General features: G+C 69.4%; 15 protein-coding genes. 13 read left to right on the top strand and 2 right to left on the bottom strand.

The genetic code is table 11. The features are described 5' to 3' along the window. Positions 1-5: 5 nt before the first annotated feature. On the bottom strand, positions 6-872 hold the full coding sequence (locus HUN08_RS10075) for a tyrosine-protein phosphatase (protein ID WP_301546662.1): 867 nt from the start codon (positions 870-872) through the stop codon (positions 6-8). A 77-nt stretch (positions 873-949) separates the two neighbouring features. Here HUN08_RS10075 and thyX point away from each other — a divergent pair, with 77 nt between their 5' ends. From thyX to HUN08_RS10050, 5 genes are all read left to right on the top strand, one after another. Then, complete coding sequence (thyX, locus tag HUN08_RS10070) at positions 950-1,699, top strand: FAD-dependent thymidylate synthase (protein ID WP_124246572.1); 750 nt, start codon at positions 950-952, stop codon at positions 1,697-1,699. 19 nt (positions 1,700-1,718) lie between these two features. Next, positions 1,719-2,624, top strand: a complete 906-nt coding sequence (gene dapA, locus HUN08_RS10065; RefSeq protein ID WP_124246571.1) for a 4-hydroxy-tetrahydrodipicolinate synthase — start codon at positions 1,719-1,721, stop codon at positions 2,622-2,624. Continuing rightward, complete coding sequence (locus HUN08_RS10060; protein WP_124246570.1) at positions 2,621-4,624, top strand: ribonuclease J; 2,004 nt, start codon at positions 2,621-2,623, stop codon at positions 4,622-4,624. Before dapA ends, HUN08_RS10060 begins: the two co-directional genes overlap by 4 nt. A 156-nt stretch (positions 4,625-4,780) precedes the next feature. Next, entirely contained in the window at positions 4,781-7,627 is a 2,847-nt protein-coding gene (locus HUN08_RS10055) for a DNA translocase FtsK (protein ID WP_124246569.1), read from the top strand. 231 nt (positions 7,628-7,858) lie between these two features. Next, positions 7,859-8,839 carry a TerC family protein gene (locus HUN08_RS10050; protein WP_124246568.1) on the top strand — a complete coding sequence of 327 codons (981 nt, stop codon included), beginning with the start codon at positions 7,859-7,861 and terminating at the stop codon, positions 8,837-8,839. 9 nt (positions 8,840-8,848) lie between these two features. Here HUN08_RS10050 and HUN08_RS10045 read toward each other — a convergent pair whose 3' ends face one another. After that, a complete protein-coding gene (locus HUN08_RS10045) occupies positions 8,849-9,391 on the bottom strand; it encodes an amino-acid N-acetyltransferase (protein ID WP_301546661.1) in 543 nt (180 codons plus the stop codon). Positions 9,392-9,523: 132 nt separating this feature from the next. On the opposite strand from HUN08_RS10045, the gene pgsA reads away from it, so the two are divergent. From pgsA to HUN08_RS10005, 8 genes are all read left to right on the top strand, one after another. Continuing rightward, positions 9,524-10,108 carry a CDP-diacylglycerol--glycerol-3-phosphate 3-phosphatidyltransferase gene (gene pgsA, locus HUN08_RS10040; protein ID WP_301546986.1) on the top strand — a complete coding sequence of 195 codons (585 nt, stop codon included), beginning with the start codon at positions 9,524-9,526 and terminating at the stop codon, positions 10,106-10,108. Beyond that, entirely contained in the window at positions 10,101-10,616 is a 516-nt protein-coding gene (locus HUN08_RS10035; protein ID WP_124246566.1) for a CinA family protein, read from the top strand. Before pgsA ends, HUN08_RS10035 begins: the two co-directional genes overlap by 8 nt. 41 nt (positions 10,617-10,657) lie before the next feature. Beyond that, entirely contained in the window at positions 10,658-10,981 is a 324-nt protein-coding gene (locus tag HUN08_RS10030) for a helix-turn-helix domain-containing protein (protein WP_124246652.1), read from the top strand. A 34-nt stretch (positions 10,982-11,015) separates the two neighbouring features. Then, entirely contained in the window at positions 11,016-11,807 is a 792-nt protein-coding gene (locus HUN08_RS10025) for a PspA/IM30 family protein (RefSeq protein ID WP_124246565.1), read from the top strand. Between the two features lie 7 nt (positions 11,808-11,814). Then, positions 11,815-13,002: a glycosyltransferase gene (locus HUN08_RS10020; RefSeq protein ID WP_124246564.1), complete on the top strand. Its 1,188-nt coding sequence runs from the start codon at positions 11,815-11,817 to the stop codon at positions 13,000-13,002. A gap of 10 nt (positions 13,003-13,012) precedes the next feature. Then, positions 13,013-13,207 carry a DUF3046 domain-containing protein gene (locus tag HUN08_RS10015; protein WP_124246563.1) on the top strand — a complete coding sequence of 65 codons (195 nt, stop codon included), beginning with the start codon at positions 13,013-13,015 and terminating at the stop codon, positions 13,205-13,207. Positions 13,208-13,392: 185 nt separating this feature from the next. Next, positions 13,393-14,457 carry a recombinase RecA gene (gene recA, locus HUN08_RS10010; RefSeq protein WP_124246562.1) on the top strand — a complete coding sequence of 355 codons (1,065 nt, stop codon included), beginning with the start codon at positions 13,393-13,395 and terminating at the stop codon, positions 14,455-14,457. A gap of 11 nt (positions 14,458-14,468) precedes the next feature. Beyond that, on the top strand, positions 14,469-14,996 hold the full coding sequence (locus HUN08_RS10005; protein WP_301546660.1) for a regulatory protein RecX: 528 nt from the start codon (positions 14,469-14,471) through the stop codon (positions 14,994-14,996). Positions 14,997-15,000 lie beyond the last annotated feature (4 nt).

Here is a 15,000-nt window from a genome sequence, read left to right as displayed (position 1 = left end):
GCCGGCTATCCGCGCAGCTGGGCGCGCAGGGTCGCGATCTCCGCGTCGGACAGGCGCAGCCCCCGGCGCAGGTAGCCGTCGAAGCTGCCGTACATGCGGTCGGCGGTCGCGAACGACGTGTTGAGCCATTCGATCCGCACGCCGTTCTGGGCGTCGGCCGAGGTGGTGTGGCGGAACTTGTTCGACGCGAGGTAGTCGCGGTTCACCGTCGCGCGGTCGACGCCGGCGATGGTCAGGAGCATGGCGGCGGTCCAGCCGGTGCGGTCCTTGCCCGCCGTGCAGTGGAACAGCACCGCGTGTCCCTTGGCGAGGGTGGCCGACACCAGCCGCAGGGTCCGCGCGAACTCGGCGCGGGCGTGGGGCTCGGAGACGAACATGCGGTAGCCGTCGTCGAGATTGAGCGCTCCGACGAGTTGGTCGCCGAAGATGTCGGCGGCGACGTTCTTGGCGCCGGGCACCGGCCGATCGGGCTGCAAACCCCGCTCGATGCCGGTGCGCAGGTCGACGACGGTCGCCACCCCGCGCCCGGCCAGGGCGCGCTGGTCGCCCGGGGTCAACTTGGACAGGTTGTCGCTGCGGATGACCCGCGGGTTCAGCGCATGCCCATCGGTGGTGCGGTAGGTCGCGAAGGTCCGCGTGTTCTCCGTGCCCTGCAGTCGGATCAGGCGCGGATCGGTCTTCACCGGGTGGGCCGCGTCGGAATGGGCGGCGCCGGACCGGGAGTCGGGGGCGGGCGCGGCCTGTGCGGCCGGATCGACGGCCAGCACCGTCATGCCGAGGGCGAGCACGGCGCAGGCGGCCGCGGTGGTGAGTCGGGCCGCGGTGGGACGCGGTCGGGTGGGGCGGAGGAGGGGCGACGCGGTCTGCTGCATGAACCGACCATAACCGGCCGAGGCGAACGGCCGGGCTAGTGTTGGGGCCATCCAGCCCACCAGCAGAAGGCATTCCCGTGTCGCAGCTAGTCCCACTGTCCGTGCAACTCGTCGCCTCCACCCGGTTCACCGTGCCCGACGTGCCCTGGACGACCGATGCCGACGGCGGTGAGGCGCTCATCGAGTTCGCCGGTCGTGCCTGCTACGAGAGCTGGGACAAACCGAATCCGCGGACCGCGACGAATGCCGGCTACCTCCGTCACGTCCTCGAGGTGGGGCACACCTCCCTGTTCGAGCATGCGACGGTGACCTTCTACATCACCGGCATCTCGCGGTCGTGCACCCACGAATTGATCCGGCACCGACACTTCTCGTATTCGCAGCTCTCGCAGCGGTTCGTCCCCGAGCACGACGCGAGCGTCGTCGCACCGCCCGCCATTCGCGACGACGAGGAACTCGAGGAACTGTTCCTGGCGGCCACCGATGCCAGTCGTGCCGCGTACACCGAGCTGTTGTCGCGTTTGGAGGAGAAGTTCGCCGACGTGCCCAACGCGATCCTCCGCCGCAAGCAGGCCAGGCAGGCGGCGCGTGCGGTGCTGCCGAACGCCACGGAGACGAAGATCGTGGTCACCGGCAACTACCGGGCGTGGCGTCACTTCATCGGAATGCGCGCCACCGAGCACGCCGACGTCGAGATTCGCCAGCTCGCCGTCGAATGTCTGCGGCAGTTGGCTGAGCTCGCCCCGACGGTGTTCGGCGACTTCGAGATTTCGACTCTTTCCGACGGCAGCGAGGTGGCCACCTCGCCGTATGTGCTGGAGGGGTGAGCGGGTAGCCTTGACCAACATGACTGCAGGTGAGAACGCCACCGCCGACCGTGCTTTCGGCACGATCGGCGTGGCCATGGTGACCCCGTTTTCCGTCGACGGTTCCCTCGACCTCGACAAGGCCGCCGAGCTGGCCGTCCACCTGGCCGACAAGGGTGTCGACAACCTGGTCCTCGCCGGCACCACGGGCGAGTCGCCCACCACGCAGCCGGCGGAGAAGCTCGAGGTCCTGCGTGCGGTCCTCGACGCCGTCGGCGACCGCGTGAAGATCACCGCGGGCGTCGGCACCTATGACACCGCCGAGAGCGTCGTCTTCGCGAAGGACGCGCAGCAGGCTGGTGCGCACGGGCTCCTCGTCGTCACGCCGTACTACTCCAAACCGCCGCAGTCGGGGCTGCTGGCCCACTTCACCGCGGTCGCCGACGGCACCGATCTGCCGGTGATGGTCTACGACATCCCGCCGCGCTCGGTGGTGCCCGTCGCCGACGACACGATGCGGCGCCTGGCCGAGCATCCCAACATCGTCGCGGTCAAGGACGCGAAGGGCGACCTGGTCGGCGGCGCGGAGATGATCGCGCAGACCGGCCTCGACTACTACTCCGGCGACGACGGCCTGAACCTGCCGTGGTTCTCCGTCGGCGCCGTCGGTTGCGTCAGTGTGATCGGTCATCTCGTGCCCGACCGGCTGCGCGACCTGCACATCGCCGTCGGCAACGGCGACCTGGACAAGGCGCGCGACCTCAACCTGTCGATGGCCCCGCTGTACCGGGCGATGTCGCGTCTGGGCGGCGTCACGCTGGTCAAGGCCGCGCTGCGCATCCAGGGACTCGACGTCGGGGACCCGCGCCTGCCGCAGGTACCGGCCGACGGACCGCAGATCGAGGCGCTGCTGGTCGATCTGCGCGACGCGGGCGTCCTCGCATGAGCGAACAGCAGCAGAGCAGCGGCCAAGCGCGCCGCCGCCGGCGGGCCGCCAGTCGTCAGGCCGGGCCGCCCGCGTCGCCGCAGGAGGTACAGGAAGCACAGGAAGCCGTGACGCCTCCCGTCGATGTGCCGGTGGAGGTCGCCGTGGTCGAGGAATCCCACGTCGAACCCGCGCAGACCTCCGGCCAGTCGTCGGTGCAGCCGGATCAGCCGGCGCGGTCCGGCCAGTCGTCGCAGTCGGATCAGCGGCAGAAGAAGAACAAGAACAAGCGCAAGAAGAAGTCCGGCGGGGGCGGCTCGGCGCCGGTCGCGCTGCCCGTCGATCGGCTCGGCCTCCCGCCGAAGCTGCCCAAGGGCGGCCTGCGCGTCGTCGCATTGGGCGGGATCGGCGAGATCGGCCGCAACATGACGGTCTTCGAGTACGACGGCAAGCTGCTCATCGTCGACTGCGGTGTGCTGTTCCCCGAGGACGCCCAGCCCGGCGTCGACCTGATCCTCCCGGACTTCCACTACATCGAAGACCGTATGGACGACGTCGAGGCCATCGTGCTGACCCACGGCCACGAGGACCACATCGGCGCCATCCCGTTCCTGTTGCGGCTGCGCGGCGACATCCCGGTCGTCGGGTCGCGGTTCACCCTCGCGCTGGTCGAGGCGAAGTGTCGCGAACACCGGCAGCGGCCCAAACTGGTCGAGGTCGTCGAGGGACAGCGCACTCAGCACGGCCCGTTCGACTGCGAATACTTCGCGGTCAACCACTCGATCCCGGACGCCATCGCCGTCGCCATCCGCACCCCGGCCGGGCTGGCGCTGCACACCGGCGACATCAAGCTCGACCAGCTGCCGCTCGACGGGCGGCTCACCGACCTCGCCGGGTTCAGCCGTCTCGGCGACGACGGCGTCGACCTCTTCCTCGTCGACTCGACCAACGCCGAGGTCCCCGGCTTCGTCACCCCCGAGCGCGAGATCGGCGGCGTGCTCGACCAGGTCATCGGGCAGGCGCGCCAACGCGTCATCGTGGCGTCCTTCGCGAGCCATGTGCACCGCATCCAGCAGATCGTCGACGTCGCGCACCGGCACGGCCGCTGCGTCGCCTTCGTCGGGCGCTCGATGGTCCGCAACATGCAGATCGCGCAGGATCTCGGCTACCTCACGGTGCCCGACGGCGTCGTCGTCGACCTCGACCGCGCGGCCTCGTTGCCCGACGACCGGCTGGTCCTCATCTCCACCGGATCGCAGGGCGAGCCGCTGTCCGCGCTGTCGCGGATGGCGCGCGGCGAGCACCGCCAGATCAACATCCGCGCCAACGACCTCGTCGTGCTGGCGTCCTCGCTGATCCCGGGCAACGAGAACTCGGTGTTCGCGGTGGTCAACGGCCTGGTGCGCCGCGGTGCGAAGGTCATCACGCAGCAGAGCGCGAAGGTCCACGTCTCCGGCCACGCATCGGCCGGCGAGCTGCTCTACCTGTACAACGCGGTGCGCCCCACCAACGCCATGCCCGTGCACGGGGAGTGGCGGCACCTGCGCGCGAATGCGGCTCTTGCCGAGGCGACCGGGGTCGACCCGGAGCGCATCGTGCTCGCGGAGGACGGCGTGGTGGTCGACATGGTCGACGGGCTGGCGAGCATCGTCGGCCGCGTTCCGGTCGGACACGTTTACGTCGACGGCCTGTCGGTCGGCGACGTGGGGGAGTCGACGCTGTCCGAACGCCTCGTGCTGGGGGAGGGCGGGTTCATCGCCATCACCGTCGCCGTCGACGCGACGACCGGCAAGCCCGTGTCGGCGCCGGAGGTCTCCGGTCGCGGCTTCTCCGACGACCCGGATGCGCTCAAGGAAGCCGCCGAGGTCGTCAACAACGCGCTTGACGTGCTGTCGTCGGAGGGCGTTACCGACGCGCACGCGGCGGCCCAGACGATTCGACGAGCAGTCGGCCGCTGGGTCGCCGAGAAGTACCGTCGTCGCCCGATGATCGTGCCGACGGTCATCGAAGTGAATCAGTAGCGGTTCCTCCCGCACTTCTCGTCTCTTCCCGACGAAGTTTCGTCGGGAAGAAGGGAAACTGCGGGAGGAAGCCCGGAGGTCACAAATCCGACACGCCGCACCGTTACCCGTGTGGCAGGTGTGATTGGTGTGACCACCAGAGTTAAGCTTTCTCTCATGGCTTCGAAGGCACCCAGTCGTACCGCTGCGCGCTCAACCGCTTCCCGTGGCTCGACGGCGAAATCCTCCTCCGGACGGTCCGATTCGACGCGAACCTCGGGCACGCGCTCGACGGCGAGTCGAGGCGGATCGGCCAAGTCCAAGTCAGGCACTCCCAGAAGCGGTGCGAACCGTTCGTCGGCAGCACGCGGCAAGACCGGCGCGCCCCGATCGCGCACCAACGCCAACGCCTCCGTCGACCTGCACCGGCCCACCGCCGGGATGCGGGTGGGCAGCGGCATCGCTGCGGCCTGGGGATTCGCCGCCCGGGGCGTGGGGTCGGTGGCCCGGATGGGCAGCGCCTACGAGGCGCCGGCCGACCCCGACGTCTACGGCGAGGAGCCCGTCGCGGCCCCGTCGCAGCGACGCGACTCCATCGCGCTGATCCTGCTGGTGGCCGCGGCGGCGTCGGCGGCGGTCATCTGGTTCCACGTGGCCGAACCCGTCGGCCCCTTCCTCGACGCGCTGGTCCGCTCCGCTGTCGGGATGGGCGCGTACGCGCTGCCGGTGCTGCTGTTCGTCGCCGCGATGGTGCTCATGCGCCGTCCGGCCGACCATCTGCGTCGCCCGCGGATCGTGGTGGGCCTCCTTCTGGTGGTGCTCTCGGTGCTCGGTCTGATCCACCTGATCGGCGGGCAGCCGACCGACCTCGACGGTCGCAGCCGTGTCGCCGGATTCCTCGGTTTCGTCGCCGGAACCCCGTTGAGCAGCGGGATCACCCCGTGGCTTGCCGTTCCGCTGCTGGTCCTCGTCTGCCTGGGCGGCGCGGTGATGGTCAGCCGCAGCTCGGTGCGCGAGCTGTTCGACGGTGTGCGCGGCTACCTGGGTCTCGGATCGCGCTACGGCCGGTTCGGCGTGGTCGGGGCGGACGACTTCGCCGACGACGATTACGCCGAATACGACACCGAGTACGACGACTACGCGGATGACGGCGAGTACGAGGTCTACGACGCGGAACAGTCGGTCGCGGCCCCGTGGGACGACGAGTTCGACGACATCGCCTCCGGCGGACAGTCCGACGACCTCGGCTACGACGAGGTGCCGACCTGGCAGCAGACCGGACCCCAGCGCCGCGTGCCCACACCGCACGACAACTACCCGCCCGACGACGCGCCCTGGTCGGCGACGCCGACGCGGCCGACGGCCGGTGCCCTCGCCAGCCGTGTCCCGTCGCCCATCGGTTCCCTCGACGACGAGGAGTTCGCCAACCGGACGACGATGCCCATCGGTGACGAGCCGACCCAGCCGATCGGTCCGCCGGCCGGCGCCCAGGCCGTCCCGGAGGCCGCGATTCCCGCGCCGAGCGCGCCGACCCGGGGTGCGCCGCGCAAGCGCGCCTACCGGCTCCCGCCCGCGAAGCTGCTGATCGACGGCGATCCGCCCAAGCGGGGCAGTCGCGCCAACGACGAGATGATCGACCGGATCACCGGCGTCCTGGAGCAGTTCAAGATCGACGCAGCGGTCACCGGCTACACCCGTGGCCCGACGGTCACCCGGTACGAGGTGGAACTCGGCCCCGGTGTGAAGGTCGAGAAGATCACCGCGCTGCAGCGGAACATCGCCTACGCGGCCGCGACCGACAACGTGCGTCTGCTGGCACCCATCCCGGGCAAATCCGCCGTCGGGATCGAGGTGCCCAACGCCGATCGTGAGATGGTCCGCCTGGCCGACGTCCTCAAGGCCCCGTCGACGCGCAAGGACAAGCATCCGCTGGTCATCGGCCTCGGCAAGGACATCGAGGGCGACTTCGTGACCGCCGACCTGGCGAAGATGCCCCACCTGTTGGTGGCCGGCTCGACCGGATCGGGTAAGTCGAGCTTCGTCAACTCAATGCTGGTCTCGCTGTTGGCGCGCTCGGCCCCCGACGACGTCCGGATGATCCTCATCGACCCGAAGATGGTCGAGCTGACGCCGTATGAGGGCATCCCACACCTGATCACCCCGATCATCACGCAGCCCAAGAAGGCGGCGGCGGCGCTCGCCTGGCTGGTCGAGGAGATGGAGCAGCGCTACCAGGACATGAAGGCCAGCCGGGTCCGCCATATCGACGACTTCAACGCCAAGGTGCGTTCGGGCGAGATCACCGCCCCGCTGGGCAGCGAACGCGTGTACCAGCCCTACCCGTACATCCTCGCCATCGTCGACGAGCTCGCCGATCTGATGATGACCGCTCCGCGCGACGTCGAGGACGCCATCGTGCGCATCACCCAGAAGGCGCGCGCCGCGGGCATCCACCTGGTCTTGGCGACGCAGCGGCCGTCGGTCGACGTCGTCACCGGCCTGATCAAGACGAACGTCCCGTCGCGGCTGGCCTTCGCCACCTCGTCGCTGACCGATTCGCGCGTCATCCTGGACCAGCCGGGGGCCGAGAAGCTGATCGGCATGGGCGACGGCCTCTTCCTGCCGATGGGGGCCAGCAAGCCGGTGCGCCTGCAGGGCGCGTTCATCACCGACGACGAGATCAGTGCCGTCGTCGAGTTCGCGAAGACCCAGGCGGACCCGGAGTTCGTCGACGGCGTGACAGAGGCCAAGGCCGGGGACAAGAAGGAGATCGACGCCGACATCGGCGGGGACCTCGACGACCTGCTGCAGGCGATCGAACTGGTTGTGAGCAGCCAATTCGGCTCCACATCGATGCTGCAGCGCAAGCTGCGCGTGGGATTCGCCAAGGCGGGGAGGCTGATGGACCTGATGGAGACGCGCGGCATCGTCGGACCGTCGGAAGGCTCCAAGGCCCGTGAGGTCCTGGTCAAGCCCGAGGACCTGGCCGGCGTCATCGCCTCCATCGGGGGCGGGACCGAATAGCGCGGCACGCGACTGGCTCGCCTCGCCGACAGCCGGTAGACTGAGCGCACGATCAGGAGGGGAGTATCCCCGACCTCGTCGGCGCTCTCGTCAATACGGCGCCGCGGAACCGGACGCCATCGTTTGGAACCGCGACACCCGGGACGCCGGTCCGCGACATCGATCCGATGGGCGGATGGGAGAGACCTCCAGCATCGCTTCACTCGTGTTGCGCGCTGGAGGTTGAGTCGCTTGGACATCTCATTTCTGACCTGGGGAATCACCATTCTCGTGATTCTGGGTCTCTTCGTTTTCGATTTCTTCTCCCACGTGCGGGTGCCGCACGCGCCGACTCTTCGCGAGTCCGGGTTCTGGTCGACGGTCTACATCGCGATCGCCGTCGTCTTCGGCCTGTTCGTGTGGTGGCGCTGGGGCGGGGGCTTTGCCGGTGAATACTTCGCCGGGTACGTGACCGAGAAGGCGCTCTCGGTCGACAACCTGTTCGTCTTCGTCGTGATCATGGCGAAGTTCGCCGTGCCGCGGATCTACCAGCAGAAGGTGTTGCTGCTGGGCATCCTCATGGCGCTGTTCATGCGCGGGATCTTCATCGCCGCGGGGGCCGCGGCCATCGCCCGCTACAGCTGGGTGTTCTACGCATTCGGTCTGATCCTGGTCCTCACCGCGGTCAACATGCTGCGCGGCGGCGAGGAGGATGCGGGCGAGGGGCGCATCGAACGGTTCGCCAAACGCCACCTGCGGACGTCGGAGGAATACGACGGCGACAAGCTGTTCACCCGGGTCGACGGCCGTCGGCTCGCGACGCCGCTGCTGCTGGTCCTGGTCGTCATCGGGTTCACCGACCTGCTGTTCGCCTTCGACTCGATTCCGGCGATCTACGGCCTCACCCAGGAGCCCTACCTGGTGTTCACGGCCAACGCGTTCGCGCTCATGGGTCTGCGGCAGCTCTACTTCCTCATCGGCGGACTACTCGACCGATTGGTGTTCCTGTCCTACGGGCTTTCGTTCATCCTGGCGTTCATCGGCGTCAAGCTGATCCTGCACGCGCTGCACGAGAACACCCTGCCGTTCATCAACGGCGGGCAGCACGTCGCCGTTCCGGAGATTTCGACGGGGCTTTCGCTGGCGGTGATCGGCGCGACGCTCGTCGTCACGACCGTGGCGAGCCTGATCCACTCGGCCGCGCGCAACCGCCCGGCGAAGCCGGTGGAGTGACTCCGCCGCTCACCCGGTCGGGAGGTCGTGACTTTCGTCGAGCAGTGCCAGCATCCGGGTGTTCCCCAGGGTGTTCGGCTTGACGTAGGACAGGTCGAGGAATTCGGCGACACCGGTGTCGTAGGAACGGCACATCTCCTCGTACACCTCGCGCGACACCGGGGTGCCCTCGATCTCGGCGAACCCGTGCCGGGCGAAGAACTCGGTCTCGAAGGTCAGCACGAAGACCCGGTGCAGTTCCAACGCGCGGGCCTGGGCCATCAGGCGGGCCACGATCCGGTGGCCGATACCGCGCCCGGCCTGTGCCGGGTCGACGGCGACGGTGCGCACCTCGCCGAGGTCGGACCACAGCACGTGCAGCGCCCCGCAGCCGACGACCTCGCCGTCGACCTCGGCGACCCAGAACTCCTGCACCGACTCGTAGAGGGTGACGAGGTTCTTGGCCAGCAGGATGCGCCCGGAGTACACGTCGATGAGCGTTTTGATCCGCGGGACGTCCGACGTGCGGGCCCGCCGGACGAGCACGTCGCGCGGGTCGGAGTCAGCCGTCATGGATAAACAGAGTAGCGACACGGTTGCGCAGCGGCCTCCCACCATGTGGTCCGGGCGTGGCACCGCTAGGCTGAGACGGTGGAAATTCGCGCGGGTGGCCCGCAAGCAGGCGATACGGCCGATCGCGCCGCCGTGTCGGGCGCGGAGCCGGTGGGGGACCGGCCGTCGGTGTGGAACGTCGCCAACCTCCTGACGATCCTGCGGTTCGTGCTCGTCCCGGTCTTCATACTCGTCCTCTTTGCCGACGGCGGGCACTCCGACGCATGGCGATGGGCGGCCTTCGGCGTCTTCGCCGTCGCGGCGATCACCGACCAGATCGACGGCCGAGTCGCCCGCAAGTACGGACTCGTCACCGACTTCGGCAAGATCGCCGACCCGATCGCCGACAAGGCGCTGATCGGGGCGGCGCTGATCGGCCTGTCGCTCCTGCACATCCTGCCGTGGTGGGTCACCGCGATCATCATCGTCCGCGAGATCGGCGTGACGCTGCTGCGGTTCTGGGTGCTGCGCCACGGCGTCATCGCGGCCAGCCGCGGCGGCAAGCTCAAGACGATGCTCCAATCGATCGCGATCGGGCTCTACCTGATCCCCCTGCCGCATCCGTGGGAATGGGCGGCGCACATCGTCATGGCCGCTGCCCTTATCGTTACGGTCGTGACCGGCATCGAGTACGTCTACCAAGCACTGGCACTGCGTCGGGAGGCCGCCCGTGACTGACCCGTTGACCCACGGCACCGTCGCGGCAGAACTCGTCGACACACTGCGCGAGCGCGGTCTGACCGTCGCGGTCGCCGAGTCGCTCACCGGCGGCCTGCTCAGCGCGACGATCGCCGGGGTACCGGGCGCCAGCGACGTCCTGCGCGGCGGGGTGGTGGTCTACGCGACCGACCTCAAGTCACAGCTGGGCGGCGTCGATCCCGGGGTGCTCGCCGCCGAGGGGCCGGTCTCGGCCAATACCGCGCGACAACTGGCCATCGGCGCCGCACGGAATTTGAACGCCGACTGGGGCGTTTCACTGACGGGAGTCGCCGGACCCGACCCGCAGGACGGCCATGCACCCGGAACGGTCTTCTGCGGGTTCGCCCGTCGTCGGGCCCTGTCCGACGAATTGGACAGCCGGGAGTGGGAGCTTCACGGCGATCGGTGGGAAATTCGACTAACCTCGGCCAGACGGGCCCTGGAGGAATTGCTGGCGCGCGTGCGCCGCGACGGCGGACGACGATGACAGCGGCTTCCGGTGACGGCACCGGTGACGAAGGAGGCATGATGGCGGAGCAGACCGTGCTCTTGCGCGAGGCGCTCGGCGCCGGCCTGCGGCATGCCCGGACCGAGCAGCGGCGGACCCTGCGCGAGATCTCGACGCAGGCCCGCGTGTCGCTGGGCTATCTGTCCGAGGTCGAGCGCGGCCAGAAGGAGGCGTCGAGCGAATTGCTCGCCGCCATCTGCGACGCCCTCGAGATCGAATTGGCCGACCTCCTGATCGATGCCGGCACGTCGCTGCGCGGCGATGCCCCCGCGTCGGTGCCCGCGGTGGTCGTACCCGCCCCGGGCCATCCGCACACCCGACCCGACCGGCTCGCCGCCGCCTGACCGACCACGTCATAAACGAAAGAGTGAAGAACCGATGGCCAACCCTCTCGTGAAGCTGATGAACTACCTGAAGGCTTGGGGCAACGCGACGATCGACGACAAGGCCGATCCCAAGATTCAGATCCAGCAGGCCATCGAAGACGCCCAGCGCCAGCACCAGGCGCTGTCCCAGCAGGCCGCGGCGGTCATCGGGAACCAGCGGCAGCTGGAGATGAAGCTCAACCGCCAGCTCGAGGACGTCGAGCGGTTGCAGGCCAACGTGCGCCAGGCGCTCACCCTCTCCGATCAGGCCACCGCAGCGGGGGATGCGCCGAAGGCCACCGAGTACACCAATGCGGCCGAGGCCTTCGCCGCGCAGCTGGTGACCGCCGAGCAGTCCGTCGAAGACCTCAAGACGCTGCACGACCAGTCGCTGCACGCCGCTTCCGAGGCGAAGACCGCGGTCGAGCGCAACGCCATGATGCTGCAACAGAAGCTTGCCGAGCGGTCCAAGCTGCTCACCCAGCTGGAGCAGGCCAAGATGCAGGAGCAGGTCAGCGCGTCGCTGCAGCAGATGAGTGAGCTGACCGTGCCGGGCAACACGCCGAGCCTGGACCAGGTGCGGGAGAAGATCGAGCAGCGCTACGCCAACGCGCTCGGCTCGGCGGAACTCGCCCGCAACTCCGTTTCGGGCCGGATGGCCGAGGTCGAGGCGTCCAGCACGAAGCTGGCCGGGCATGCCCGCCTGGAGCAGATCCGCGCGAGCATGGGCGAACTGCCCGAGGGCAAGGGGGCGGCGGCCCCGTCGCTGGAGAAGAAGGCCAAGGCCGACCCCGCACAGGACTAGCGGCGCCATGCGCGTGGCCCTCGTGGCCGGCGACGAGGCCGGCCACGCGTTCCCCGCGTTCGCATTGGCCCAGCGCCTCGGCGCGGCCGGTCACACCGCCACGGTCTTCACCGGTAAGCGCTGGGGCGATGTCGGCCTCGTCGGGGCCTCCGTCGCGGAACTACCCGGCCTGGCCGCGACGGCGGGCGACGACGACGAGGACGCCGGCGCCAAGCTGAGTGTGCGCGCCGCGCGGATGGCGGTGGCGCTGAGACCGGAACTGGTCGATCGCTTCGACGTGGTGGTCGGCGACGTCATCACCCTGGCCGGTGCGTGGGGAGCCGAACTCGCCGGGCTGCCGTGGCTGGAGCTGTCGCCGCACCCCCTCTATGACCAGTCCCGCGGCCTGCCGCCGATCGGGATGGGCCTGCCCGCCGGCACCGATCTGCTCGGCCGGTCCCGCGACGCACTGCTCCGGGCCATGAGTGCGCGGGCCGTCGCGACCGGGGAGCGACAGCGGGCTTCGGCGCGCGCGTCCATCGGACTGTACGGCCCGCAGACCCCGGCCGCCCGGTTGATCGCCACCTGGCCGGCTCTCGAGGTGCGCCGCCCGGATTGGCCGTCGAACGCCCATCTCGTCGGACCGTTGCTGTGGGAGCCCACCGCGACTCTCTTCGACGTTCCCGCCGGTCCGGAGCCGCTCGTCGTCGTGGCGCCCTCCACCGCGGCGACCGGGCGCGGCGACCTCGGCGACCATGCGCTGCGCGGGCTCGGGGCCGATGTGCTCGGCCGCGACGTGCGGGTGGTGCTGTCCGGGCTGGGCGTCGCCTCCGCCGACGAATGCCGACGCGGGCCGGGTGCGCGGATCGGCCTGCTGGTGACCGGGACCGGGCGGCAGGACGAGGTGTTGGCGCGGGCGTCCGCCGCGGTCTGCGGTGCCGGCCACGGGATGCTCGCCAAGGCGCTCGGGGCCGGGGTGCCGGTGGTGATGGTGCCCGGCGGCGGGGACCAGCAGGAGCTGGCCGCCCGGGTCGCGCGACTGGGCGCCGGTATCGTCGTGCGCGACCCCGATCCCGCACGGATCGCCGGGGCGGTGCGGCGTGTACTCGACGAACCGGGTTTTGCCGCGGCGGCCGCTCGGATCGCCGATTCTGGGGCCGCGACGGTGGATGCGGTGCGCGTGGTCGAGCGCGCCGTCGCGCAGGCGCTGTCGTAGGCTCGACGATATGCGCCTGACCGACTTCACCGAGCTCATGAACGAGCAGTTCGGGGAGCAGGCCGCCGCATCTATGCTGGTCGACCATGTTCTGACCGAGTGCGGCGGGCGCACCGGGGCGGAGGCCATCGAAGCGGGTGTCGACCCGCGCGACGTGTGGCGCGCGCTGTGCCGCGAGTTCGACGTGCCGCGGCAGAAGTGGTGAGACACGCCGCGGCGTGTCGCTGACGAACAGACGTTCGAACCCTGTGTAATCTCGGCGGTGGAACCGAACAACGACCGCGCCGCGTCCAAGTAGTAGCCGGGTTTGTCAGACCCCGTCGATAGCGTGACGCACGTACCAGAGACCACCGGCGACTCATCAGCCGCCACAGCGCACAAGGAGACATCATGGCCGCCGCTTCGCAGGATCGTGAGAAGGCCCTCGACCTGGCCCTCGCCCAGATCGACAAGAACTACGGCAAGGGCTCGGTCATGCGACTGGGCGAGGAGACCCGGCAGCCGATCGAGGTCATCCCGACCGGCTCGGTCGCGCTCGACATCGCGCTCGGGATCGGCGGGCTGCCCCGCGGTCGCGTGGTCGAGATCTACGGGCCGGAGTCGTCGGGCAAGACGACGGTGGCCCTGCACGCCGTCGCCAACGCGCAGGCCCAGGGCGGCATCGCGGCATTCATCGACGCCGAGCACGCGCTGGACCCGGACTATGCCGCCAAGCTCGGCGTCGACACCGACGCGTTGCTGGTGTCCCAGCCCGACACCGGTGAGCAGGCGCTGGAGATCGCGGACATGCTGATCCGATCGGGGGCGTTGGACATCCTGGTCATCGACTCGGTGGCCGCGCTGGTGCCGCGCGCGGAGATCGAGGGGGAGATGGGCGACAGCCATGTCGGCCTGCAGGCCCGCCTCATGAGCCAGGCGCTGCGCAAGATGACCTCGGCCTTGAGCAACTCCAACACCACGGCGATCTTCATCAACCAGCTGCGCGAGAAGATCGGCGTCATGTTCGGCTCCCCGGAGACGACGACCGGCGGCAAGGCGCTGAAGTTCTACTCGTCGGTGCGCCTGGATGTGCGCCGCATCGAGACGCTCAAGGACGGCACCGACGCGGTCGGCAACCGGACGCGCGTCAAGGTGGTCAAGAACAAGGTCGCGCCGCCGTTCAAGCAGGCGGAGTTCGACATCCTCTACGGTGCGGGCATTTCCCGCGAGGGCTCGCTGATCGACCTCGGCGTCAACGAGGGGTTCATCCGCAAGTCCGGCTCGTGGTTCACCTACGAGGGGGATCAGCTCGGCCAGGGCAAGGAGAACGCCCGAACCTTCCTCAAGGAGAACCCGGACATCGCCGACGAGATCGAGAAGAAGATCAAAGACAAGCTGGGCATCGGCCCCGGCGCGGTCGACGCGGCTTCCGAAGTCGACCCGGACGCGCTGGCCCCGGCCCCCGTCGAGTTCTAGGCGGGGTTCCGGTGGCGCGGGACACCGATGCCGACGGCGAGGGAGTGCCCGGCCGGAAAGCATCGCCGTGGGATGTCGCACTGCGGCTGCTGGGCGTGCGCGCCCGCAGTCGCGGGGAGATGCGCGAGCGATTGGGCAAGCGCGGCTTCACCGCCGACGAGATCGACGCCGTGATGGCCCGGCTGGACAAACACAATCTCCTCGACGACGCGGAGTTCGCCCGCGAATGGGTGTACTCGCGCGGCGAATACTCCCGGCGCGGCAGCGTCGGCCTGCGCCACGAGTTGCGGGCCAAGGGGATCGACGAGGCGGTGGTCGCGGAGGCGCTGGCGCAGGTCGACCCCGAGGAGGAACGCGGGCGGGCCGTCGAACTCGTGGCACGAAAACTGTCGACGACCAGCGCGGATCTCACCGAGCGATCGGTGCGGGATTCGATGACCCGTCGCCTCACCGGGATGCTCCTGCGCCGGGGATTCCCGTCGGGAATGGCGGTGGACGTGGTGCGCGAGCAACTCCGCGAACACGCCCAAACGGGTTAGCGGT

The sequence above is a fragment of the Gordonia sp. X0973 genome, assembly GCF_013348785.1.
In the GTDB taxonomy this organism is placed as follows: Bacteria; Actinomycetota; Actinomycetes; order Mycobacteriales; family Mycobacteriaceae; genus Gordonia.
Note: the sequence above shows the minus strand (reverse complement) of the source record. Positions and strands in the feature narration are given on the sequence as shown.